This is a genomic window from Christiangramia crocea (assembly GCF_022410465.1).
GTDB lineage: Bacteria > Bacteroidota > Bacteroidia > Flavobacteriales > Flavobacteriaceae > Christiangramia > Christiangramia crocea.
Window position 1 is genome coordinate 260,022 of record NZ_JAJSON010000025.1, and the last position, 24,990, is coordinate 285,011.

At 36.4% G+C, this 24,990-nt stretch carries 18 protein-coding genes and 1 tRNA gene; 6 read left to right on the plus strand and 13 right to left on the minus strand.

Annotated features, from left to right (window positions below; genetic code table 11):
- Positions 1–47: 47 nt before the first annotated feature.
- From murA to LU635_RS12825, 3 genes are all read right to left on the minus strand, one after another.
- The gene (gene murA / locus LU635_RS12815) at positions 48–1,364 is read right to left on the minus strand and encodes a UDP-N-acetylglucosamine 1-carboxyvinyltransferase (protein ID WP_240099858.1); all 1,317 of its coding nucleotides are present in this window, start codon (positions 1,362–1,364) and stop codon (positions 48–50) included.
- A gap of 14 nt (positions 1,365–1,378) precedes the next feature.
- The gene (locus tag LU635_RS12820; RefSeq protein ID WP_240099860.1) at positions 1,379–2,017 is read right to left on the minus strand and encodes a DUF4290 domain-containing protein; all 639 of its coding nucleotides are present in this window, start codon (positions 2,015–2,017) and stop codon (positions 1,379–1,381) included.
- Positions 2,018–2,117: 100 nt separating this feature from the next.
- Entirely contained in the window at positions 2,118–2,411 is a 294-nt protein-coding gene (locus LU635_RS12825; RefSeq protein WP_240099862.1) for a DUF493 family protein, read from the minus strand.
- A gap of 84 nt (positions 2,412–2,495) precedes the next feature.
- Between LU635_RS12825 and LU635_RS12830 the strand changes: the two genes are divergently transcribed.
- The 5 genes from LU635_RS12830 (at position 2,496) to LU635_RS12850 (ending at position 7,020) form a co-directional block, all read left to right on the plus strand.
- Positions 2,496–3,029, plus strand: a complete 534-nt coding sequence (locus LU635_RS12830; protein ID WP_240099864.1) for an AAA family ATPase — start codon at positions 2,496–2,498, stop codon at positions 3,027–3,029.
- A 6-nt stretch (positions 3,030–3,035) separates the two neighbouring features.
- Positions 3,036–4,934, plus strand: a complete 1,899-nt coding sequence (locus LU635_RS12835; RefSeq protein ID WP_240099866.1) for a RecQ family ATP-dependent DNA helicase — start codon at positions 3,036–3,038, stop codon at positions 4,932–4,934.
- Positions 4,931–5,881, plus strand: a complete 951-nt coding sequence (gene fmt / locus LU635_RS12840; protein ID WP_240099869.1) for a methionyl-tRNA formyltransferase — start codon at positions 4,931–4,933, stop codon at positions 5,879–5,881. The genes LU635_RS12835 and fmt overlap by 4 nt, the downstream gene beginning before the upstream one ends.
- Positions 5,882–6,066: 185 nt before the next feature.
- Entirely contained in the window at positions 6,067–6,339 is a 273-nt protein-coding gene (locus tag LU635_RS12845; RefSeq protein WP_006990442.1) for an HU family DNA-binding protein, read from the plus strand.
- 120 nt (positions 6,340–6,459) lie between these two features.
- Positions 6,460–7,020: a YqgE/AlgH family protein gene (locus LU635_RS12850; RefSeq protein ID WP_240099871.1), complete on the plus strand. Its 561-nt coding sequence runs from the start codon at positions 6,460–6,462 to the stop codon at positions 7,018–7,020.
- Here the strand turns inward: LU635_RS12850 and LU635_RS12855 are convergent.
- Positions 7,017–7,862: an aminotransferase class IV gene (locus tag LU635_RS12855; protein WP_240099873.1), complete on the minus strand. Its 846-nt coding sequence runs from the start codon at positions 7,860–7,862 to the stop codon at positions 7,017–7,019. The genes LU635_RS12850 and LU635_RS12855 overlap by 4 nt on opposite strands.
- A gap of 50 nt (positions 7,863–7,912) precedes the next feature.
- Positions 7,913–8,299, minus strand: a complete 387-nt coding sequence (locus tag LU635_RS12860) for an START-like domain-containing protein (RefSeq protein ID WP_131395160.1) — start codon at positions 8,297–8,299, stop codon at positions 7,913–7,915.
- A gap of 191 nt (positions 8,300–8,490) precedes the next feature.
- Between LU635_RS12860 and LU635_RS12865 the strand changes: the two genes are divergently transcribed.
- A tRNA-Met gene (locus LU635_RS12865) sits at positions 8,491–8,564 on the plus strand.
- A gap of 230 nt (positions 8,565–8,794) precedes the next feature.
- Here the strand turns inward: LU635_RS12865 and LU635_RS12870 are convergent.
- The 8 genes from LU635_RS12870 to LU635_RS12905 all read right to left on the minus strand — a co-directional run bounded on the left by LU635_RS12870 (position 8,795) and on the right by LU635_RS12905 (position 24,959).
- Positions 8,795–9,715: a hydroxypyruvate isomerase family protein gene (locus LU635_RS12870; protein ID WP_240099875.1), complete on the minus strand. Its 921-nt coding sequence runs from the start codon at positions 9,713–9,715 to the stop codon at positions 8,795–8,797.
- A gap of 343 nt (positions 9,716–10,058) precedes the next feature.
- Positions 10,059–10,442 carry a hypothetical protein gene (locus LU635_RS12875; RefSeq protein WP_240099877.1) on the minus strand — a complete coding sequence of 128 codons (384 nt, stop codon included), beginning with the start codon at positions 10,440–10,442 and terminating at the stop codon, positions 10,059–10,061.
- Positions 10,443–11,045: 603 nt separating this feature from the next.
- Positions 11,046–15,050: a hybrid sensor histidine kinase/response regulator transcription factor gene (locus LU635_RS12880; RefSeq protein ID WP_240099879.1), complete on the minus strand. Its 4,005-nt coding sequence runs from the start codon at positions 15,048–15,050 to the stop codon at positions 11,046–11,048.
- A gap of 154 nt (positions 15,051–15,204) precedes the next feature.
- Entirely contained in the window at positions 15,205–16,779 is a 1,575-nt protein-coding gene (locus tag LU635_RS12885; protein ID WP_240099881.1) for a sulfatase, read from the minus strand.
- A gap of 96 nt (positions 16,780–16,875) precedes the next feature.
- Entirely contained in the window at positions 16,876–18,375 is a 1,500-nt protein-coding gene (locus LU635_RS12890; RefSeq protein ID WP_240099883.1) for a sulfatase family protein, read from the minus strand.
- 33 nt (positions 18,376–18,408) lie between these two features.
- Positions 18,409–20,001, minus strand: a complete 1,593-nt coding sequence (locus LU635_RS12895) for a sulfatase (RefSeq protein WP_240099885.1) — start codon at positions 19,999–20,001, stop codon at positions 18,409–18,411.
- 105 nt (positions 20,002–20,106) lie between these two features.
- Positions 20,107–21,774, minus strand: coding sequence for a RagB/SusD family nutrient uptake outer membrane protein (locus tag LU635_RS12900; RefSeq protein WP_240099887.1), 1,668 nt, complete (start codon positions 21,772–21,774; stop codon positions 20,107–20,109).
- Positions 21,775–21,809: 35 nt separating this feature from the next.
- Entirely contained in the window at positions 21,810–24,959 is a 3,150-nt protein-coding gene (locus LU635_RS12905) for a SusC/RagA family TonB-linked outer membrane protein (protein ID WP_240099889.1), read from the minus strand.
- Positions 24,960–24,990: the final 31 nt, after the last annotated feature.

The following is a 24,990-nucleotide window of genomic DNA, read 5'->3' on the forward strand; positions in this document are numbered from 1 at the left end:
CTGTTCAAAATGAACAGCTTTTTTTATCCAATTATTTGTATGAAATATTACGAATCTAATCTCTCAATCTTTGCTCCGATAGATTTCAGTCTTTCTTCTATATTCTCATAACCCCTATCTATCTGTTCAATATTATGAATAGTGGATGTCCCCTTTGCAGAAAGTGCAGCAATAAGTAATGAAATTCCTGCCCTGATATCGGGAGAAGTCATGGTAGTGGCCTTTAGCTGAGATTTGAAATCATGACCGATAACCGTTGCACGATGCGGATCACAAAGAATGATCTTTGCTCCCATGTCGATAAGTTTATCTACGAAGAACAATCGGCTCTCGAACATCTTTTGGTGAATCAATACACTTCCTCTGGCCTGTGTGGCAATTACCAGGATAATACTCAAAAGATCGGGAGTAAACCCAGGCCATGGCGCATCACTAATATTCATAATAGAACCATCGATAAAACTCTGCACCTCATAACCTTGAGTATGTGCAGGAATATGAATATCATCACCCTTTTTTTCTACTGTGATACCCAGTTTTCTAAAAACTGTAGGTATTATTCCAAGCATATCCCAGTTTACGTCCTTGATGGTGATCTCACTCCGAGTCATCGCAGCAAGTCCTATCCAGGAACCTATTTCGACCATATCGGGAAGGATACGGTGTTCACATCCACCCAGCCTTTCCACGCCTTCTATGGTAAGAAGATTGGAGCCAACTCCGCTTATCTTAGCTCCCATAGAATTCAGCATCTTACATAATTGCTGAAGATAGGGCTCACAGGCAGCGTTGTAAATGGTTGTTGTACCTTTCGCCAGTACCGCTGCCATTACAATATTAGCGGTTCCCGTAACTGAAGCTTCTTCCAAAAGCATAAAACCACCGGAAAGTCCGTCAGGCGCTTCCACTCCGTAAAATCGGTCTTCTTTATTGTACCTGAACTGGGCCCCAAGTTTCATAAAACCTTCAAAATGGGTATCCAGTCTTCTCCTTCCTATCTTATCTCCTCCAGGCTTAGGAATAAATCCTTTACCAAAGCGACCAAGTAACGGCCCAACGATCATAATAGATCCTCGCAGACCTCCTCCATCAATTTTGAACTGCTCACTGCTCAGGTAATCCATATCAAGCTCATCGCTCTGGAAAGTATAAGTACCCTTACCTATCTTTTCGACCTTCACTCCAAGGTTTCGCAGTAAATTGATAAGCTTGTTTACGTCAAGAATATCAGGAATGTTATGTATGGTCACCTTTTCATCGGTTAACAATACGGCACATAATATCTGCAGTGCTTCGTTTTTTGCTCCCTGAGGATAGATCTCCCCGCTCAAACGATGCCCGCCTTCAATTCGAAATGTTCCCATTAAAAATGTTGAGTTTAGTGGCGTTTCCGGCCTCCTTTTCGGCCAGTTTTTTTTATGTTCTTGGAGTATTTCTTCTTACCTCCACCTCTTATTAACTCTGAAGCCTGACTAAGGTCTTCGTTAGTGTTTTTCAGGTTTATTTTACCCCCGCTCAATTCTCTAAGATGTTCGAAGATAACCTCGTCGTCCACCGAATCCCTGTTCCAGTTTAGATAAGACTTCTTCATATGATTAGCTATTGTAAGAACCAGAGCTTCTTTAAACTCTCCCTCTTCATAATCTTTGGCCTCATCTATCATCCTCTTGATATTGTTTCCATAGAAACGATATTTAGGATTGTTCTCAGGATATTTGAGCATATCCGGTCTTTCGGCCAGCATTTCCGGCGTAGGCTTAGGAAATGGCGATTCAACATCCAGTTTAAAATCACTGATGATGAATAGCTGATCCCAAAGTTTATGCTGAAAATCCGGAACATCCCTAAGGTGCGGATTCATATTCCCCATTACTGAAATAATGGATTTCGCGACCTTGTTTCTTTCCTTATCATCCTCTATACTTACGGCATGCTCTACCATTTTCTGAAGATGTCTTCCGTATTCGGGAATTATAAGTTTACTCCTTTCAGAGTTATATTCTAATGCGTTTGTCAAAATTGAAGTTTAATTAGGTAATTAATCTGAAGTTTACTCCTGCCTGCAAAATAATAAATATTCCGAAGCAAGCACAATAAAATCTTCCCTTATTCCAATCCTAAAGGGATATTACACCCTCCACGTTGGCAGCAACCTCCCTGTACTTTTCTATAACAGCATCGGGATTCTTCATCCTTACGTTTATGGACACACTGGTATAAGTGCCTTTTTTAGACTGCCTGGTTTCGATAACCGCACCCATATTATCAAATATATCTTCCACCTCTTCTACCTGGCTTCCCTTTGTAGGCACGATGAATTTATAAAGATATTCTGACGGCCACATGGCTGTGTCCTGTAATTGCTTCTTAAGTTTCGCGTAAAATTCTTCCGGGTTCTTCGATTCGCTCATAAAATTTCTCCTTCTATTAAAACTGCAAAGATACAAGGAATGATAGCATTTTTATAATCAATTTCAAATGTCGAAATTTGCCACGTGAAAACCAGGAGAATTGTTATAACCGGGGGGCCCGGTACGGGAAAATCCTCTATCATCCATAAACTGGAAGAAAAAGGAGAACTTTGCTTTCATGAAGTTTCCAGGGAAGTTATACTTGAAGCAAAAAAAGAGGGAATAGATCAATTATTTTTAGAGAAGCCCTTATTATTTAGTCAGAAATTACTGGAAGGCAGACTGGACCAGTTTCTGGAGGCCAAAAATATGAACTCTGCGCATGTTTTCCTGGACCGGGGACTGCCAGATGTACTGGCTTACATGGATTATTTCAATACAGATTATCCAGACTTATTCCACACTACATGCAAGAACTACCAATATGACAAGATCTTTATCCTCCCTCCCTGGCAGGAAATTTACACGAGTGATAATGAACGATATGAGAGTTTTGAAGAAGCCTTAAAAATTTCGTCTTATCTTTATTCAACCTATGAGAAGTATGGCTATGAGCCGATTGAAGTTCCAAAACTGGCCATTAATGAACGTACTGAATTCATTTTGAATAAGATCTAGACGTATTTGCAGAAAGCTTTAGAAATATTAGAAAAATACTGGGGATTCCTTGAGTTCAGGTCACAGCAGCTGGAAGTCATCGAATCAATCCTTGAAGAGAGGGACACGCTAACCCTTTTTCCAACAGGGGGCGGGAAATCTATTTGTTTCCAGGTTCCTGCTATGATGAGGGAAGGAATATGCATTGTGGTCTCTCCATTAATTTCTTTAATGGAAGACCAGGTGAACTCCCTTCAGCAAAAGAACATAAAGGCAATTGCTCTTACCGGGGGGATTTCTTATGAAGACCTGGACCGCAAGCTTGACAATTGTATTTTTGGAAATTATAAATTTCTGTACCTGTCCCCGGAAAGACTTCAGCAGGAGTTAGTTAGAGAGCGATTCAAGCAGATGAATATCAACCTTATTGCCATAGATGAGGCTCACTGTATCTCTCAATGGGGTCATGACTTCAGGCCGGCTTACCGGAATATTTCAGAATTAAGGGATTTATTACCTGATGTGAAAATGGCGGCTTTCACAGCCACCGCAACGAAAGAGGTGGTAAAGGATATTTGCGAACAGCTCAATCTTAAAGATCCCGTTATTCATAAGAAATCCTTTGAACGATCCAATCTTCAGTATGATGTGATCAAAACCGAGGATAAGTATTTCCGCCTTACTCAGATACTTAAAGGAGAATCGGCAATCATTTATGTGAGAAGCCGAAACGCAACCCAGGAAATAAGTGCATTCCTTAATAAGAATGGTATTACGGCCGCGGCCTATCATGGCGGACTGAAAAAAGAAGAAAAAACTGAGAAATTTCAGAATTGGCTTTCTAATAAAGTAAGCGTAATGGTTGCCACAACCGCCTTTGGAATGGGCATAGACAAACCCGATGTGAGAACGGTAATACATATTGACCTGCCGGAAAGTATGGAAAGCTATTTTCAGGAAGCTGGCCGGGCAGGCAGGGATGGCAAACCTGCGAAAGCTATTATTCTTACCAATGCCGGTGATGTTCCAGTACTAAAAAACCAGTTCCTTCACAACCTCGCTACTTTTGAAGACGTTAAGCTGGTTTATCAGAAACTGAATGCCTATTTCAGTATAGCTTATGGAGAGGGAGAGAATACACAGCATGATTTCAACTTTTCAGGCTTCTGCCATCATTATCATTTCAATTCAAATAAGGCCTATAATGCCCTCCAGCTACTGGATAGATGCAGTGTGCTTAGATTATCCCAGAATTATAAGAAGAAAACCGAGATTATGATCCTTCTGTCCGGGAATCACCTGGATAATTACTTGGATGAAAATCCAAGATATTCTAATATATTAAGGACCATACTGAGGAATTACGGTGGTGTCTTTGAAAACCTGATCCCTTTTAATGTTGCTTCGGTTTGTGAAAAATCGGGAGTTTCGGAAGAAGCGGCCATAAAGATCTTCGAAGAACTTGCAGAAAAGGAGATCATTGAGTTCAACATTTCCAGGCATGATGCCAGTATTACTTTTTTAGTACCCAGGGAGGACGAGTCTACATTGAATCCCCTGGCTGGTTTTATTAAGGAGTATAATAAGACCAAAAAAGAAAAAATTGAAGCCGTTCTCGAATTTGTTGAAAATGACAGAGTATGCAAACAGATTCAATTACTGGAATATTTTGGTGAACAGAATCCAGAGCCCTGCGGAAAATGTTCGGTGTGTTCACAGGATAATAAGGAATTATCCAGAGACGATATGAATGAGATCTACCTTGGGATACTGAAAATAGTAAAAAATGATCCTAAAAGCTCCAGAGAGATCACTTCCTCACTCCAGTATAAAGAGGATTCTGTCTTGAAAGTATTAGGTTTGCTGTGCGAAAAGGGAGTTCTGGGACGCACTCCAAACAACAAATATAAAATCATCAAAAAATGAAAGATTTAAGGATAGTATTCATGGGAACACCAGACTTTGCAGTAAAGAGTTTAGAAGCCATAATAGAAGCCGGATTCAATGTAGTTGGAGTGATCACTGCACCAGACAGACCTGCTGGAAGAGGAAGGAAATTGAAGGAAAGCGCCGTAAAAAGCTATGCTGTCTCCCATAATTTGAAGGTTTTACAGCCAACCAACCTCAAATCTGAAGCGTTTCAGAAGGAACTGAAGGAGCTGAACCCCAATGTACAGGTAGTGGTAGCTTTCAGGATGTTACCAGAATCGGTTTGGGCCTATCCTGAATATGGCACTTTTAATCTGCATGCATCCCTCCTGCCTCAATACCGGGGAGCAGCACCTATAAACTGGGCAATAATCAACGGAGAAGAAAAAACAGGTGTTTCCACTTTTTTTCTTGATGAAAAAATAGATACCGGAGCAATGATCTTCCAGGAAGAAGTTAAGATCAGTGAGACAGAAAATGTAGGTTCACTACACGACAGGTTAATGGAGACAGGCGCCAGGCTTGTAGTAAAAACCCTGAATGCAATTGCAAGTAATGAGAAAGTTAAAACTGAGCCCCAGCCAGAAATTAAGGGGTTAAAAGATGCGCCAAAATTGTCAAAAGAGAATACCAAAATAGACTGGAATGCACCGGTAGATGAAATATACAACCTTATAAGAGGTTTAAATCCCTATCCTGCTGCCTGGTGTTATCTTGAAGACTCTTCAGAAGAGATTCAGGTTAAGATATATGATATAGAGAAAATAAAACAGGAACACCACCTACCTAACGGTACTGTTACAGTAAATGACAGAACGATTAAAATAGCCGCCATAGACGGTTATATTATAATTAAGGAAATAAAGCTTCCGGGAAAAAGAAAAATGACCTCAAAAGAACTTCTCAATGGTTTTGATTTCGCCCCGGACGCAAAAATGCGCTAAAGCCTTATTAACACTGAATTTGTTGCATATTAGTAAAAAACAATTATCTTTATTAACAAAACAACCAAGTTATTAACAAATACGGGCTTTTCCCTTGTCATTACTTGCGTGGACAAGAAATCCGTATAAATTTGTATACCAGTTTAACAGAATGTTTAACCAACAATTAATTTAAAATTCAAATTATGAACAAAACAGATTTAATTGATGCAATGGCTGAAAACGCTGGAATTTCAAAAGCAGCAGCAAAAAAAGCATTAGAGTCTTTCCTTGAAAACGTAGAGAAATCTCTTAAAAAAGGAGACAGAGTATCACTAGTTGGATTTGGATCATGGTCTGTATCTAAAAGAGCGGCTCGTGAAGGAAGAAACCCACAAACCGGAAAAACCATCAAAATTGCTGCTAAAAATGTAGTGAAATTTAAAGCCGGAGCAGACTTACAAAAAGCTGTGAACTAATAATTTGCATTAGTAAATTCTTAAAGCCTTCTAAATAGAAGGCTTTTTTTATTTAAAAATTTGGGAATAGTATTGCTTTATATCTAATAAATAATTAGTTTAGATTAAAAGACTGCTATAATGATCTCGCTAAAACCAACCAAGGGTCATCTTCTTGTCGCGGAACCATCTATCATTGGAGATGTCTCTTTCAATCGTTCTGTGGTTCTTCTTGCTGACCATTCAGATAATGGATCGGTTGGATTTATCCTGAATAAAATCCTGGATTTTACACTAAAAGACCTTATTCCAGAAATAAAAGGAAATTTCAAGATCTATAATGGAGGGCCTGTAGAACAGGATAACCTTTATTTTATCCATAAGATCCCGGACCTTATCCCAGACAGTATAGAGATCGCTCATGGCATCTACTGGGGTGGAAATTTCGAGGTAGTGATGGAGCTTATTTCAAAAGATCTTATTAATGAAAAGCAGATCAAATTCTTCCTTGGTTATTCCGGTTGGGATGCCAATCAGTTAGATGAAGAACTGAACTCCCACTCCTGGGTGATTACTGTGAATGATGATGACACAGATTTACTGGAAAAACCATATAACTCTTTCTGGAAAGATAAAATGCTGGAGTTGGGTGGTGAGTATATGCTCTGGTCTAATTCTCCGGAAAACCCAACCTATAACTAGCCAAGCCTGGCCTTTACATTCAATTTGCCTAAAAGTTCTTTTGCGGTGGTATTTCCGTATTCCTTTTTACGGTACCTGCTTACGGGCTGGATTCCCAAGGCCACATTCGTGATAAAAAGTTCATCAGCCTTCTGAAGTTCAAAAGGGGATATTGAAGTCTCTTCCAGCTGATAATCCTCAGTTTTTTTCAGAATATTGATCAACTGCTTTCTGATTATTCCATTAAGGACGCCATCGCTCAAAGGCGGGGTTTTCACAGTATTGCCTTTCACCAGGAATAAATTACCATTCAGGGCCTCTACCACACTTTTCTTTTCATTCAGTAACAGGCAGTTATCATAAGAGTTCTCCCTGGCAAAAATACTTCCCAGTACATTCACAGCCCTGTTATTGGATTTTATGGTAGATAGCAAGCCGCTGGTCACAAAGTGATCTTTAAAAAGCTCGATCTCATATGGCTTCTCGTTCAGCAGATAAAAAGCATTCTCCATGGCCTCAGTGCTTATCACATACCCAATATCGCGGGTAGCCGGGGTATAATACCCACCTTGCAATCTATAGACAGCAAACCTTATACGGGCTGGAGAATTGGTTAGTTCATTCGCCTCAATGATATCGCTTATCTCCTTTTCCAGGAATTCAGGAGAAAAACTGGAAGGGATTTCCATTCTCATAATTCTCATCGAGGCCATAAGTCTGAAATAATGATCTTCCCAGAACATTATTTTACCGTTCACTACCCTTATGGTTTCGAAAACCGAATCCCCATAAGCAAAACCACGGTTAAGTACTGGAATGTTGGCCTCTTCCTCCTCTAGTATTTTTCCGTTATGATTGATCATAAAAAACCCCGTTTAAAAACGGGGCAAAGGTAATATTTATAATAAGATTTTTAAGCCGATCCGAGGATCTGTTTAAGATCACCAACCATATTTTCCCAAAGCATCTTTCCTTCATCGATCTCATCCTCCTCGGCAAAATCGGTAATCATAAGGGATACATCTTTGGTAATATCGTCTACCTGAATACGCAATTCAAAGAAATATGGAGTATCCTCATCATCTACCCATTTAAATTTTATACGCTCATCACTTTTTTTACTGACAAGCTTTGCCTTTTCTTCACTACCTTCCCATATAAAAGTAAAAAATTCCCCCCGGGAATTCACATTATCGGCATACCATTCACTTAAACCTGAGGGAGTTGATATATATTGGAACAATAATGAAGGAGAAGCTTGAATAGGAAACTCCATTTCGTATTTTATCTTTTCTTCCATTTTTGATTAATTAGTTTCGGGCAATATAGATATTAATTGGAAAGATAAAAAGAAATCAAAATAAATATTTTAGAAAATAAAGTTTGCGCCAAATTAAATTGTTTTTATATTTGCACCCGCATTAGCAAAATCCTGAAAAGCCTTTCATGATAAGGCCTCGAGCGAATTTCAAGTTGCGAAAATTATTATACGGCGAGGTAGCTCAGTTGGTTAGAGCGTCGGATTCATAACCCGGAGGTCCCGAGTTCAAATCTCGGTCTCGCTACAAGTAAAATCAAGGCTTTCGAGAAATCGAGAGCCTTTGTTTTTTTCACTTAGTACAGAATAAGTACAGAATGGTCATATTTTTTTGCATTAATTTAGTCTGACACCGTTTAATTTTATTTAAACGCAAATTTAATTCCAGCTAAAAATATTATGCTCATGTAGACTTTTTGTTGGTTGCAATTGAAAAACCGATTCCTCAACGATCTTTATTACTCGCCCTTCAGAATTTTAAAAATTATCGGCATCCTTGTAAGCATTAATAACTGCAAAGGCACCTTCTTCACCAATTATAGAGTTTCCATGTTCCATCCCGACAAGCCCATTGAAACCCTTACTGTAAATATGCTTGAAAATATTTCTATAGTTAATTTCTCCGGTTCCAGGTTCGTTCCTACCGGGATTGTCCCCTACCTGAAAATAAGCAATTTCATCCCAGCATTTATCAATATTCGGAATAAGGTTACCTTCCTGGATTTGTTGATGGTAAATATCAAATAATATTTTACAGGAGGGACTGTCGACTGCTTTGCAAATCTGGTATGCTTGCGGACTTTCATTTAAAAACATGCCTGGATGATCCCTGAAATTTAATGGCTCAAGTACCATAATCAGGTTATGCGGCTCTATAATTTCCGAAGCAGCTTTCAAAGATTCTACAACATTTGCCGTTTGGTATTCAAATGCTAGCTTAGGATCTATAGCGCCGGGAACGACTGTCATCCATTTGGCTCCAAGTCTTTTCGCTACTTGAATTGAAGATTTAATTTCATCCAGAAATTCTTCACGTTTTTCTTTATTACCACTAGCCAAGTTGGGCTCTTTCCAGCCAATAGTATGGGCCACAAAAACACCCATGATCATGTTATTTGTTTTTAGGGTTTCTGCTATTTCATTCTGAAGGTCGACATCACGATCTTTCATATTGTTATCCTCAAAAGCTGTAAATCCCTGAGACGCCATAAACTGAAGCTGGTCAATGGGATTATCACCGACAACACTTTTAAACATTTCCAAATGTGGAGCATAGTGAAGATTAAAAATCTGTTCTTTAATGTTTATTATCTCTTTAGCTTCACTATAAAAACCGCCTCCCAGTATGAGGCCGGAGCCGGCAGCGATAGTTTTTTTAAAAAAAGATCTTCTTTGCATAAGAAAAAATTAAGATTATAAGTGACTATTTGCTCAGGCTCAACCTCATTAAATTTTAATAAAAGAAGTTGAAGAGGTGAGAAAATATTAATTGAGACCATTCATTTACCAAGTTAAACTTTATCTATCCATACTTATTATAGAAAAGAATATAATGAATTACTGACTAAATCGTTAACCAAAAAGTCAAAACCGAACTACTAGCAATTCTTGGTTCTTTTATAAAGCATTAGATACATACCTTCGAAATTTCATCTTATTATAACTGTAAAAATTTGAATGATTAATTTCTAATTTAAAATTAGTTGGATCATTTAGTTCATGAGGGGATATATAATTCAATTTAAATGGCAGGTCCTGCAAAATCAAAACTGCCATCTTCAAAATTATCAACTCCATACTGAATAAAAGAACCAAGATATTGATCCCCGGCAATATGGAAGGCCATTGCTTTGCGTATTATTTCTACAGCCTTGTCCCTTTTTAGTTTTGGCCAACCATTAGAATCCATATCTACTGTTGGTCTGTCCCCCTTAATATATTCTCCCCTTGCAGGAATTTTTAGCCCAGGAATGACACTACCATCTTTAGATCCTTTAGGTAATGTCGCTACGGTAGCGAAATTGGTCTGTGATAATACAGCTTTCATTAGAGTTTCCTCCTCCCAGTCTTCAACCCAGTGTTCTAGAAACTCCTCCTGTCTTACACCCAGAAGATCAGCTTTCACGTGTTAATATTTCTTTATATCGAAATCTTCGTTATTGATCCATCCATTATGGACTTCAGCTTCTGCCGGCCGGACATGTTTAGGAGCGGATTTGAATTTTCGATTTTCTAGTATAGCAAAACTTATTACAGCATAATTCCATTTCGTATAATAAACGCCAATATTGTTTTTTCAGGCGTTGGATCATATGGATTTGGAAAATGGCTTGTCTGGGTAAATTGAACCATGTTCACCCATTCTGGATTCATTTTATACCCACCGCTATCCTGAGCGTAGGCTCCAAAACCTTTGGAAACATCTGCTTTTTTGCCCTTTTCTCCCCACGAATTTCCGTAATATACATCGTGATCATCGGGAATTATCGCACAGGGAATCTATCTCATAATCAGTGGTTCCTCCACCAGGAAGGTTTCATGCACTTTACGAATTTTGAACTCACTATTTACTTCTAAAATAAATGGAACGGTGCCCCCAGAAAACTGTAAAATTTATTGAAAAATATACTGGCAATGGAAAAGAAATTGTCATCGAAGGTAAACTTGTTTACTTTAAATATTTTAGAATTTTCACATAGAATTGAGTTATTAACGACTAATAAAATACTTATTTTTTTTGAATGGTTTTTTTATATTTCGAGGGTAGGCATCCGAATTGTTTTTTAAAAGATTCACGAAAATATTTATAATCATTAAAACCAACCTCTAAAGCAACTTGTGATAATTTAAGATTTTTACTTAATATTATTTCTGCTGCATTTTTCAAGCGAATAGATCGAATGAATCCAGTTAATGATAAACCTGTTAAGGATTTAATTTTTCGGTAAAGAGTAGATTGGCTCATACAAAGTTCATCCATAAGGGTTTCTATTAAATTATCATCTAAAAGATTTTCTTCTATAAGCTTTACCGCCTTAGCTATAAATATACTTTCTGCATCCTCGGAGTTAATTTCATTTTTTGATGGCTCAAAACGAACTTTATTCAAAAAATATTTTCGTAATTTTTGTCTATTGTGCAATACAGTTGCTATGCGAGCTTTGATAATCTTAGGTGCGAAAGGTTTAGTTATAAAGTCATCTGCCCCCGTATTAAGACCTTTGATCTCATAAATATTTGAACTTCGTGCAGTTAATAGTATTACTGGGATATGCGAAGTCCCGATCTGTTTTTTTAATTCCTTACATACAGTTAAACCATCTTTACCAGGCATCATGATATCACAGAGTATAAGATCTGGTACATGTTCGGAAGCTAATTCTATTCCCTTATCGCCATTTTCTGCTTCAATTAACTCATAATGGTTACCAAGCAAAGACCTTAAATATTTTCTGATATCGGCATTATCATCAATTATTAAAATAGTATTCTCATGAACCTTCTTGTCGGGATCTAATGAAATACTTCCTTTGGATAATTCTTTATAAGTATCAACACTTTTTGCATTTCCCGCTCGGTTGTTTTTTAAATAATTTTTAATTTCTTCTGCATAAGGAAGTTTGATATTAAAGTGAGAACCTTTATTAATTTTACTTTCAACTGTGATATGCCCCTTATGTAATTCAATAATTTTTTTAGAAAAGGTCAGCCCAATTCCACTTCCTATAACATGAGCAGTATTGGTATTTTTTATTTGGTAGAATCTATCAAAAATTTTTTGCTGATCTTCTGGTGCTATGCCAATTCCATTATCTTCAATGGACAATAAGCAATAATCTTTCTTCTCTATAATTTTAAAAATAATACGTCCACCAGGTTTAGTATATTTTAGGGCATTAGAAATCAAATTACAAATTACAATTTCCATTTTACTATGATCAAAAGATAAATTAATTAGGTCCCTATCACTTTCAAATCGATAATCTATATTCTTATTAAAAGCCTGCTCCTTGAAATACATAAAAACTTCCAATGAAAATTTGACAATATTTCCCTTTGAAGCATTCAATTTTAATATCCCATGCTGAGCTTTTCTAAAATCAATCAATTCATTTGTCAATTTCAGCATGCGATTAGCATTTTTTTCTACAGTTATTAATTTTTCTCTAATTTCTCCATTCAATTTTTCTGAACCTAAAATCTCTTTTAAAGGTCCTAAAACTAGTGTTAAAGGTGTTCGGAATTCATGAGAAATATTTGTAAAAAAAGTTAGTTTCGCTTCATTAAGATCATTTTCCTTTTCCTGAGTTATTTCTGATAATTCTAATTTATGGCGGAAATGTCTTTGTCTTAGATAAACCAAAATGAAACTAAGGAATATTAATATAAAAAGAATCACATATATTAGGTATGCCAAGGGGCTCAACCATGGTGCATGGAGTACGTTAATCTCAAGTGATTTTGGGTCTGACCACTGTTTATAATCCTTGGACGAACTTACCTGAAATTCATAATTTCCAGGAGCCAGCCCCACGAAGTTGACATTCTTCTGATTTTTAATATAATTCCAATCCTTTTGATATCCCAATAATCTGTACCGGTAACTTATAGTTTCCTGATCTGAAAAATTATTATTTATAAACCCAATACTGAAGGATTTCTCCCTGTGTGTTAACTCAATCTTATCTGCATAACCAATATTTTTATTCAGCAACACCCGTCCATTAATAGAATCATACGCATTTATCCTCCTATTATTCACCTTCAAAGCAGTAAAAATAAGTTCATGAGGATTTTGTTTATCCTCTATATCATCAGGATTAAAGTAAGTAAGATTATCAATCCCCCCAACATAAATCATGGATTTATTCTTTCCCTCATAGATACTTCTCAAATTAAATATAGAAGTCGCTATTCCATCTTCTTCTCCATAATTAATAAGGGATTCCTTTGTTGGATTTAAATTTACCAGATTCGTTGAAGTGCTTATCCATAAATTATTATTTCTATCTGAAGAGATTCCACAAATGAAATCGTTGATAAGCCCATTAACGACAGTATAGGTTTTTTCAACCTCCAGAATCTCGTTCTTGAATTTTAATTTATATAGACCATTAGGTGTTCCTAACCATATAAACCCTGAATTGGCATATATACAGTTTATGATTTGGGGAATTCTTGTATCCATAAATTTTGTATGATGAACAAAGTTTTTAGTATTCCTATCATACAAATGCAAGCCATTATAAGTCCCAACCCACAAATTGCCAACCGCATCATATGCCATAGAGGTTATACGATTGCTTTCAAGCTTTTGTTCTTCGCCACGAAGCCTATAGTGTTTAACGATCTTGGGAGCCTTAAAATTCGAAACATTAATTAAATACAGCCCATTATGCTGGGTCCCTATCCATAAGTATTCATCATTTTCCGAAAGAAAAAAAGTTGGTTTAGATATATCCAGCTTACTTATCTCATTCTGATTTTTATCCATAAATACAGTAGAAGCTGAAGTCCCGAATACTATTACGTCATTATGCTCATATATCCTAAAAACTTTTTGATCATTTTCAATATTTACTTGTTGCAGGGAGTTTAACTTCGCACCAAAAAATAAACCGCTTCTTAAAGTCCCGAGATAAATTCCATTCTCATTTTTATAAACGGAATTTACATTTAGCTCTTTAGTCAACACTGGATTATCAAGAGTACTTGTTATATTTTTAAAGCCCTGGTTTTGCATAAGTTTGACACCTCCATTACTGGAAGAAATCCAGAGTACATTATTTTTATCACTATGAATATCGAGGATAATATCATATTTGTACCCCTCTTTCTCTCTTTGGGGAAGAACCAGATCTTGTTTATAAAACTTTTTTAAATTCTTACTGCTGTAATAAAGGCCAGAACCCCATGTTCCTACCCAAAGCCTATCATCTTGGTCTAAATAAAGTGAAGTTGCATAATTTGACGAAATATTCGTGGTAACAGTGCTTAACTTTTCATTTTCTAAATCAAAACGACTTAAATTTAAGTTACCATTCTTTTCCTGATCAATAGTACTTATCCACAAGCAGTTACGGGAAATATCCTTTATTAATGTAGTAATATAATTATCTAAAGTATAGGTGAAAATTGAGTCTGAGGAGGTGTCAATTTTAATTAACTTATTTTGCGAACCAATCCATACTATATCTTTTTCATCTGCTATAATACTTTTCGCTCTGAGCGATTTAAACCGATTTACAACTTTTTTTTGAGAATCATTTAAAACGAAAACCCCATTGTCCTGACTTCCTATCCAAATATTTCCTTTCTTATCTTCAGTTATAACTCGAATTCTTAAGGCGCCCTGTATATCCTCATCAAGTATATAGTTATAATTAGTTAGTTTATTAGTTTCTATTTCAAGTTTGGAAAGTCCGCCACTTTTTGTCCCAATCCATAAATTATTTTTACTGTCAATATATAATGTTTCAATATTTTCGTTCCGTAGACCAGGATACTCTTCTCCCGGTTTTATTGCGGTGTAATTCAGGCCATCATACTTCGTGATACCATTTTCAGTAGCAATCCACTTAACATTTAACGAATCACTAACTATTTTAGTTACGTAGTTATGGGAAAGGCCTTCTTTTTGAGAAATATAATCGTATACAAATCCACCATTGGATTTTTGTGCGCTAACAGTTGAAAATATTATCAAAAGAATATTAAATAAATACTTTCTCATCCCCGAAATTTAATAAGAATATGTACCGTTTCCAGAAAAAATAGAACTTTAATGGATTAGTAGCTATACCAAATTACACTTATCACTCAAAGTAACTAGGTCTATTTCTGTAAACTACTTAACCAATTACTGTTTTTTATGAATAGATAAAATTTTATTCTAGTCTTATTCTTTGAATTTGCATTTTTAGTGCTTTTTTATGAGCCACTATTTTATCTTTATATTTAGGATTTTTTATCTGGTTATCCCATTCATAAGGATCATTCCTATGGTCATAGAATTCCTCCGATCCGTTGGAGTATCTTACATACCTATAATTTTTCGATCTAACAGAATAGTTTTGATCCTCACTATCTGAAGACTCGTTATTCTTTATAACCGTTAAGGCTATATCTGGGCCTTCCCAAATTGTATTATCAGGATCCTCTAAAAAAGTTTTCAAACTATAACCATCTATCTCTACTCCTTTGTCATTTTTCAAGGTACTACCCTTCATTTCACAAAGGTCTGCGATAGTGGGATAAAGATCTATCAAACTTACAGGATGATTAACCTTTTTTCCCGCATTGGCTTTATACTTTGGATGCTTTATAATGAAAGGTATCCTGGTACTTTCCTCCCAAGGAGAGTTCTTGAATAAATATTCTTTCTCTCCCATATTATAACCATGATCACTTACTAGAATTATGATAGTATTTTCACTGAACTTACTTTCTTCTATACTATTCAAAACTTCCCCAACAATATCATCTGTAAAAGTTACTTCAGCCAGATAGGCTTGTAAATAGGCTTTTAAACCATCCTCTATTTGAGGATACGAATCTTTCAAGGCTTCAAAATGAGATCTCCCTTTTCCAGAAAGAACCTCATCATAGCTACAATCTTCATTATCATTATCCTTAATAATTGGGATTTCAAGAGACTCCATTGGATACATATCGAAATATTTCTGAGGTGCAACATGAGGAGTATGAGGATTCATAATTCCAAAAGCTATAAAAAAAGGCTCCTTCGTTTTTGATTCTTCTAATTCCTCAAGTTTATTCTTTAACCAACGAACACTTTTTTCATCGGTCATTAGATCCCGATCTTGGTCGGTATTGTAATAAAAGGGGGTTTCTTTTTTATGGTTCCACCACCCGGTGTAACCGGGTGTTTCTCTACTTTCCGGCACTGAGGGAATATCTGCTAATGAGGCAAACGTTCCATCCAGCAGACCAATTGCTGCGAAGGCCTCTGGTACTGAAGGATGAATAACGGGTTTTATACCATTATATGCAACGGGGCCCTGATATTTGGGCACTCCCATTTCGGTCCAATCTGCTGCTCGACTGTGATGCTGAATTTTCCCTGTTTGAAAGGCTTTGTAACCATTTTCTATTGCGTATTCCGAAATGGTTTTGGAATTGGATAATATTGAATTTTTTTTTCGATTTTCAAAACCATAATTCCCTGAACTAGAAGGCAGTATCCCAGACATAAAACTGGATCGCGAAGGTGCACAAACAGGAGCATTGCTATGAGCATTGGTAAAAAGCACTCCTTCCTTTGCCATTTTATCTATATTCGGAGTTTTAGCCTGAGGGTGTCCACCCAGAACTCCTACATAATCGTTCAGATCATCTAATACTATAAGTACTACGTTAGGTTTTTCCTGTGTGAATGCATTTAAGCCAACCAACAGGATAAATAAATTGAAAATAATTTGTAATGTAACTCTAGATCTCAAAATGAATGTTGTTATATAGGGGCTAGAAGTCCCTTTGGGGGATGCCTCCTGTTTTTCTGTTATTTAATAGTATCTTCTTTTTGCAAGCCTATTTTATTAATAGATCAATTTTTCATCTATTAAAATAGGATCATTGAATTTTGTGACCATTTCTAATAATTCTTCCCTGTATTCTTCTGCAATATCCTGGTAGTCATTATGATTATAGTAGTTTATCTCTTCGTTAGGATCTTTTCTGAGGTCGAATAACCAGGGTTCATCATTTGGTGAAAGCACTAACTTATAGCGATCGCTTACTGCCGCCACCCATCTCGCTCCAGCATTGGTAATATAGGTGATCCTATCTTCATTAATCTCTTTTTCATCATTCAAAAATAATTCTGAAGCATCTATCCCGTGATATTCTGGTTGTTCTCCTTCCACTTCCATAATATTTAAAATTGTGGGAGCAAAATCAACATTAGTTAATGCTTTATGGATTTTTTTCCCGGCAAGGATTTTTTCGGGGTATTTAATTACGAAAGGAATACCAGCCGATGTTTCGTAAGGCAGTCCTTTGTTATGTTTTTTATGCTCTCCCATTAGATCACCATGATCGGACGTGAAGACCACAATAGTATTTTCTTCAAGTCCACTTTCTTCTAAATAATTTAAAATCTTTCCAATATTATCATCAATCAATTTTACCATTCCAAAATATTGAGCCATAGCATGCTGATTTAATTTTCTACCGGCCACGTTCTTCCTTCCATTAATATTATTCCACTTTGGGTTAGTCTCTGGATCCACATCCATACTAGCAGGATTTTCAAAATACATATCTTCATACATAGTGTCATAAGGAGGTCTTACTTTATTGCCCCCATGAGGATCGGGGATAGAAAGCATTAAACAGAAAGGCCCATTTTTATCTCTCTCTATAATCTCCAAAGCTTTCTCAAATAAGAAATCTGTAGCATAAGTTTCTTCAGTAGCATTTTTAGTATCATAGCTATAACTGTTTTTTTCAGGTTTGAACTCACCAAGAAACTTCATTCCTTTTGGGGTTTCCCGGAAAGCTTTCCAATGTCCCCGGTTAAACATATACCGGTTATCTTCGAATCCAAATTTTCTTTCAGGAGCAAAACCCGGTTTAGCATTCCCATCCAGGTGCCATTTTCCAACATAGGAAGTAGAATATCCGTTTCTTTGTAGAGTTTCTGCAAATGTCACTATTTCATCATTCATAGGTTTGTTATTTGACGGTGATCCGGTTGCTACTGGATAAAGACCGGAAACAAATGATGCCCGGGACGGTGTACACACTGGAGAAGATGCATAGAAACTGGTACACAAAGCTCCTTCATCAGCCATTTTATCGATATTAGGAGTGGTAACGTAAGATTCTTCCCCCCATATATAAGCCATCTCTTTAGACATGGTCTCCCTATAACATCCTAATGTTCTATAGTTATGTTCATCTGTTTGAATAATCAATAAATTAGGTTTAGTTTCCTGAGCCTGTAGAATGGTAGTCTTGAAAATAATCAAGAATATACCAAGAAAACTTATAAAAAATCCTTTTATAATATCTCTTTTGTTCACCATTAATTTCATTTCAATATTATTTTAAATGTGCTAAAAAATGATCTAATTATTTTCTTTATCTAATTTCTTTAGTTGCTCAACTTTTTTGCGAAGTCTTTGCTTTCTTAACTTTTTTTCTTCTATATTCTTTCTAATCATCTCTTCCTTTTCCTTTTGTGTCAATTTTTTTTCCATTAACTCTTTATCTGCACCATATACACTCCATAAGGCAACATGTTCTTTTACCATAGGAGCTTCTGATTTTGGAAGGTTTTTTTTCAATTCAGCTATTTTAGATTGAAACTTTGAAATCTCAGCAAGATTATTCCATTCATTAGCATCTGTCTTATGATTGTAGAGTTCCTCAGTACCATCAAAATATTTAATATATCTCCAATCTTTAGTTCTCACCGCATAGTTCCCACGTCCCCAGGATATAATTGCAGGATTTTTAATCTCTGCTTCAGCATCTTCCAATTGCGGAAGAAGGCTGATCCCATCAACATATTCAGGAGTTTCCAGGCCACTCATTTCTGCAAGCGTTTTGTATATATTAATCAAGGATACAGGCTGATCTATAGTAAGACCCTGCTGATCTCTTCCTTTCCTTAAGTCTTTAATAATAAATGGTACACGGGTAGCTTCCTCCCATAGAGTGAATTTTTTAAACGTCTTTTTCTCTCCTAAATGAAAGCCGTGATCGGACCACAAAACTACTACTGTGTTATCGGCGTACGGACTTGCCTCTAGGGCATCAATCACCCTTCCGACATTATAATCTGCCCAGGAGATACATGCTAAGTAGGCACGTCTTACCTCCTCCCATGCATCTGCTTTCGTTAACGTCTTATAATTACCCACCCTTCTAAAGTGGTTTCCTTCCTTAGGAATATCTTTTATATCACTATCCAGTATTTCAGGAGCTAGTATCTCTTTAGGTAGTGCATCAAAAAATTCTTTTGGACTATCAAAAGGCAAATGAGGTTTCACTATACCCACTGCTAAAAAGAAAGGTTTATTATGCTCATTTTTAATCACATCGAGTCCGTAAGATGCAACCTTATAATCTGTATGATCTTCATAAGCATTGATTGTAGGTCTAAAAGACATTTTATTATCATTACCTACTATGTAACCTTCATTTGGAGCAAATTCCTTATTTCCCTTTGTAGGCAATAAATAATCTGTCCATTCCTCCGGATCTGCTTTGGAACCATGGTGAATTTTACCTGCTCCATAGGTTTCATATCCATTCTCTTTTAGGAACCTTGGCAGGCTAACATATTTTTTGTTTAGATCTTCATGAATTTCAGTACTATAAAATGGATACAGACCCGAATTAAATGGTTCTACTCCAAACAAGATGGCGTTCCTACTTGGTGAGCATCCCGGAGCGGGACAATGAGCATTTGTAAAATTCACTCCCTCTTGGGCAAGCTTATCCATATTTGGGGTGATCGTCTGGGGGTGTCCCCCCAAAAAGCCAGTCCAGTCATTCATATCATCAATCGCGATAAAAACTATATTTGGCTGCTTTTTATCTATCTGAGCATGAAAGGTTTTTGGATATAAAAACAGTATTAAAATTAAACCTATCAGCAATCCTTTCCTATTTTGTCCAATTTTGAATTTTGATCCCTTCTTAAGATTATTCATTCTTTATAATTTATTTTTTTGCTAACAGCAGATAGAGCAAAAATTGGTCTCAGAATAATTTAAAAAAACCCCACGTTCACTTAGATAATGAACGAGAAGATAGTCTTACCACCCTGGTTTTTGATCTAACTTATTATTGATCTGGACTTCCTGCGCTGGATAGGGCAGTGATAAATGCTTCTCCGGAACAAAATTATCTACACATCTTAAGTAACCAATTATAGCATTTCGAGATGGATCATAATTAGGATGACCTTTAATCACCTCCTCCAAATACTCGAGACGATCACCTAGTAAACCCCACCTAATTAAATCTTGTTTTCTTAGCCCTTCAAAGCAAAGTTCCCGCATACGCTCATCCACCAGCTCATCAAAAAAGCTTTCTTTACTCGCGATTGCTTCAGGGTTTCCTTCTTCAGCATCTTCAATATTTGCAACGCCCGCTCTGTTTCTCACTTGGTTAAGTGCATCTATAGCTTCAGGGGTGGGACCTTCATTTACCTCATTAGAAGCCTCAGCATACATTAAAAGTACATCCGAATATCTTAGCACAGGAAAATTAATTCCTGTTGTACCTTTATTTGGAGAACTGGTATTTTCCAATAATACGAAGGAAGGAGAAACTGCATTACTGGCTTCCAGATCATCTCTGAATACCGGTTCCCACCTTCTAAATTTCCCTAAAGAATACGCAAAATCAAGAGGTCCTTGTTCTCTTATAGTTCCATTATTATGAAAAATCCCTGGTAGATTCCAGTCCAGTCTTTGATCCTCTTCCTCATACAACGATTCTACAACCGGAGAAGGTACAACTTTCACTTTGGCCACGGGATATCCCACATCCGGATTATTCTTAAAGTTCAAACCATTACTAGTGCCTATCTTGCCATGAATTCCGACGCCCAAATCAGAACCATCAGCAAAGGCAATTTCGAAAAGTGATTCCCTCGTATCATATTTATTCTCGATGTAATTAAGAAAAACCTCTCTATAGCCATTTTCTCCCATAACCAGGGTATGATAAGGATCATCTATTACTTTCTTTGCACTTTCCATTGCTTGTTGGTACTTGGAAGTATCCTGCAATGGATATCCCGCCATCTTTAAATAGGTCCTAGCCAACAATCCATGGGCTGCCATACTATTGGCATGACCCGGGATATAATCACTATCACTGGCATGGGGCAAATTTTCAGCTGCAAATTCAAGATCTGCAATAATCTGATTATATATTTCTTCTAAAGATGCAGGTGGTATATGGTTAGATTCTGGTCCCACTGTTGGTTCCAATCTTAAAGGCACTTCATTAAACCATGATACCAGTTGCAAATAGGCAAATCCTCTTAAGAATCTTGCTTCTGCAATGAATATATTGGCTTCATCTCCGTCAAATTTTGAGGGGTCCAAATTGGCAATCAAAGAATTAGAAAGATTGATTGCACTATAAAAATTTTCCCATACATCCTGAATCACATATGTACTTGGTGAATGATTATAGATATTAACCTGTGGTTCTGAGGCAAAGGCTCGACCATTATAACCTTCATCGGTTCCGTAATCCATCATCATGAATTCTTCTCCATATACTCTATTAGAGGAGAATTGAGAATAAATTCCGGCAAGTGCAATATTAACCTCTGATTCATTGGAATAAAAGTTCTTAACATCCCAGTCAGTTTCCGGCTCCAAATCCAGATATTCTGTACAGGAGCTGGTTAACCCGGCAATAAGAAGTAACCCGAATGCGAGACGTTTTATTAATAAAATTTTCATGTCTTATATATTTTATAATTTTTTATTTGAGTATTTTAGAATTTAGCTGATACTCCCAGAGTTATAGTGGTACTTTGGGGGTAAGCAGAGAAGTCTAAATTTTGGATTAATGGGTTTCCACTAATTGAAACATCTGGGTCAAAACCCGAGTATTCTGTCCACGTATAAAGGTTCTGTCCAGATAAAGAAAATCTCAGATCCTTTAATTCCATTCTTTTAAGAAAATCCTTAGGCAACGAATATCCGATTGAAACAGTCTTTAACTTTAAATAACTCCCATCTTCAATAAATCTATCATCTAATTTATTGCCACTTGGTGCTAATGCTGAATGCCCGTTGGAGTAGGTTGTGGCCACATTGGTATCTGTATTTGTTGGGGACCAAGCATCTGCAATATCCGCTAGTCCACTATAGCCCTTATCTACCCGCGGCATACCAAATGCAACTCGATTGGCATTAAAGACATCAAAATCGTATGACCATTGGAATAAAAACCTTACATCAAAGTTTTTTAACTTAAAATGATTTTCGAAACCTCCATAGTGTTTAGGGTGAGGATTACCAATAATTACCCTATCCTTTGCATCGATAGTTCCATCTCCATTTTGGTCTATGTATTTTGGATGTCCAGGGCCCACGCCAATTCTACCATTGTTTGGAATTCCCTCCTTAAGTTCATATTGAGACCCCTGAGGCTTTTCAGGATGGTAAATAAAGTCTTCCGCCTGATATAGTCTATCGAATTGCAGCCCGTACATCATACCAACCGGTTTACCTATTTTCGAGATATAATGATACTCGTCATTATAATCATAATTGGCATCTGTTTTAATATCTATTTGACCGTCATTCAACTTTAAAATTTTATTCTTATTAGTTGAAATATTAAAACTAGTATTCCAATCAAACTCATCTTTAGAAATAATAGTAGAATTCAACGTTAATTCAAAACCTTCATTCGAAACAGTCCCTACATTTTGACTAACTCTATTAAAACCAGTACTAAGAGCCATATCTGCATTTAAAAGAAGATCTGTCGTTTTTTTATTATAGTAATCCAATGTACCAGTGAATCTCCATTTAAAAAGTGAAAAATCTAGGCCAAAATTACTTTGTTTAGTAGTTTCCCATTTTAAGTTTGGCACGGCCAAATTATTTTGGGTGGCACCCGGCTGATACTCTTCATTATTGCCGAAGACATAATTGTTGAAAGGTGAAACCCCAAAGGTATTATAGGCTGCAAAATCATTAATCCTATTATTTCCTGTAACCCCATATCCGCCTCGAATTTTAAGATTAGATATCCATTTAATCTTTTTAAGAAACTTCTCATTGCTCATTCTCCATGCCGCAGAAAACGATGGGAAATAACCCCAGCGATTTTGTTTGGGAAATTTTGAAGACCCATCTGAACGAAAACTTGCTGTTAGTATATATCGTTTATCGAACGAATAGTTCACCCTACTAAAAAACGAAAGTAACCTATTGGTGGAAGAGTTTGATAATGCTATAGTAGGAGTTGTTGCGATCCCAATATTGGAAATACCAAACTCATCAGTGGGTATATTATTATTTTCCAGGCTATTTGCAGAAATACTATTTTCTGAGGCCTCTGTACCTATGAGGGCAGTAAAACTATTGTTGTTGGTTTTCTTTGTATAGGTTAAGGTATTAGAGGCAGATAAAACAACATCTTCAAAATTTTCTATGATAGCCGTTATACCAGTGTCAGATCTTTCTGCTCTTCCTGTATTAGAACCGAAAAAAGTATTTTCTTCTGACTTTTTTATTCTGTAATTAGCAGAACTATTTAATTCAAAATTTTTGTTGAATTTATGGATTAGTGTAAAATTAGCTCCAAATAGATGTTGCGTATTATTCCTATCAGTATTCGTTAAATTATCTACGGGATTATAAGTGTCATTAAAATCATTACTCAAAGGATCATACCCCCCTACTTCAAGTCCATCATCCACAATGGGTTCAACGGGTCTAAATCTTAGAACATTTTTAAAAGTTTGAAATTGTTTGGAAGCTCTTAGCCTGGGCCCTATTCTTTTTGCATTGGAATAAAATAAATTTGTAGCAATTGAGGTTTTCTTATTAAAATTATGGTTCAGCTTTAAACGATTGTTTATTTTTTCAAACCCCGTATTGATCAAGGTCCCTTCTTGATCCACATATTCACCAGATAAATAAAAATTAGTTTTAGAATTACCTCCGCTCACGGAGACATTACTTTGAGTAATAAGGGCCTCCTGAAACACCTCTTCCTGCCAGTCCGTACCATTGACAGTTCGGTAAAGTTCTGGATCTCCCCACCTATTCAAAAATTGCTGTGTTGAAGATCCTGAAGCCCAGTTATCTAAAGCAAAAGCTTGTAATTGCTGATACTTAACATATTCATACGGACTTAATACGTCTAATTTATTGGGGATAAATTGCATCCCATTATCTAGAGATACAGAAATGTCTGTCGTTCCGTCGGAATTTCCATTTTTCGTAGTGATCAATACAACACCATTTGCCCCACGAGATCCATAAATAGCAGTTGCCGAAGCGTCCTTCAGTATATCGATGGTTTTTATATCATTTGTGTTCATAGTTGCAGGATCAAAATTTTCCAATGGAATTCCATCTACAACATATAGTGGCGAATTATCTCCAGTTATAGAGTTTCCTCCTCTAATAACGATATTCAGAGGTCCACCAGGAGTACCTTCAGAGGAGGTAATATTCACACCTGCAATTCGACCAACTAAAGCCTGGTCGAAATTGGCTGTAGGTGCTACATTTAATTCTTCAGATCCAACAGAAGAAATAGCTCCTGTTAAATCCCTTTTTTGAGAGGCCCCATATCCTATCAAAACAATTTCATCAAGTCCTGCAACGTCATAATTGAGAGTTACATTTATAGTTTTCTGGCCAAGAACTTCTACCTCCTTAGTTTCCATTCCAACCATAGAAAAGATTAAAATATCCTCTTCAGAAGGTACCTCAATAGAGAAACTACCATCAAAATCTGTAATTGAACCTATATTAGTACCTTCAACTATAACATTCACTCCCATTAAGGGTATGTTATTCTCATCTACTACTTTTCCTATTATTATCTCCTGAGCAAAAACTGTTAGGTTGAAGCCAAACAGTAATAAAAGGCTTAATATATTCTTATTAAAAATCATTTAGTATTATTTGAGTTATGGTTAGTTGATT

Excerpts from the sequence above, each read along its gene's own strand:
- LU635_RS12880 (WP_240099879.1), bottom strand. The coding sequence starts at position 15,050 with ATGAGAAAGTATTTATTTAATATTCTTTTGATAATATTTTCAACTGTT.
- LU635_RS12825 (WP_240099862.1), bottom strand. The coding sequence starts at position 2,411 with ATGAGCGAATCGAAGAACCCGGAAGAATTTTACGCGAAACTTAAGAAG.
- LU635_RS12890 (WP_240099883.1), bottom strand. The coding sequence starts at position 18,375 with ATGAAATTAATGGTGAACAAAAGAGATATTATAAAAGGATTTTTTATA.
- LU635_RS12895 (WP_240099885.1), bottom strand. The coding sequence starts at position 20,001 with ATGAATAATCTTAAGAAGGGATCAAAATTCAAAATTGGACAAAATAGG.
- LU635_RS12850 (WP_240099871.1), top strand. The coding sequence starts at position 6,460 with ATGATCTCGCTAAAACCAACCAAGGGTCATCTTCTTGTCGCGGAACCA.
- LU635_RS12855 (WP_240099873.1), bottom strand. The coding sequence starts at position 7,862 with ATGATCAATCATAACGGAAAAATACTAGAGGAGGAAGAGGCCAACATT.
- fmt (WP_240099869.1), top strand. The coding sequence starts at position 4,931 with ATGAAAGATTTAAGGATAGTATTCATGGGAACACCAGACTTTGCAGTA.
- LU635_RS12860 (WP_131395160.1), bottom strand. The coding sequence starts at position 8,299 with ATGGAAGAAAAGATAAAATACGAAATGGAGTTTCCTATTCAAGCTTCT.
- LU635_RS12845 (WP_006990442.1), top strand. The coding sequence starts at position 6,067 with ATGAACAAAACAGATTTAATTGATGCAATGGCTGAAAACGCTGGAATT.
- LU635_RS12905 (WP_240099889.1), bottom strand. The coding sequence starts at position 24,959 with ATGATTTTTAATAAGAATATATTAAGCCTTTTATTACTGTTTGGCTTC.
- murA (WP_240099858.1), bottom strand. The coding sequence starts at position 1,364 with ATGGGAACATTTCGAATTGAAGGCGGGCATCGTTTGAGCGGGGAGATC.
- LU635_RS12900 (WP_240099887.1), bottom strand. The coding sequence starts at position 21,774 with ATGAAAATTTTATTAATAAAACGTCTCGCATTCGGGTTACTTCTTATT.
- LU635_RS12870 (WP_240099875.1), bottom strand. The coding sequence starts at position 9,715 with ATGCAAAGAAGATCTTTTTTTAAAAAAACTATCGCTGCCGGCTCCGGC.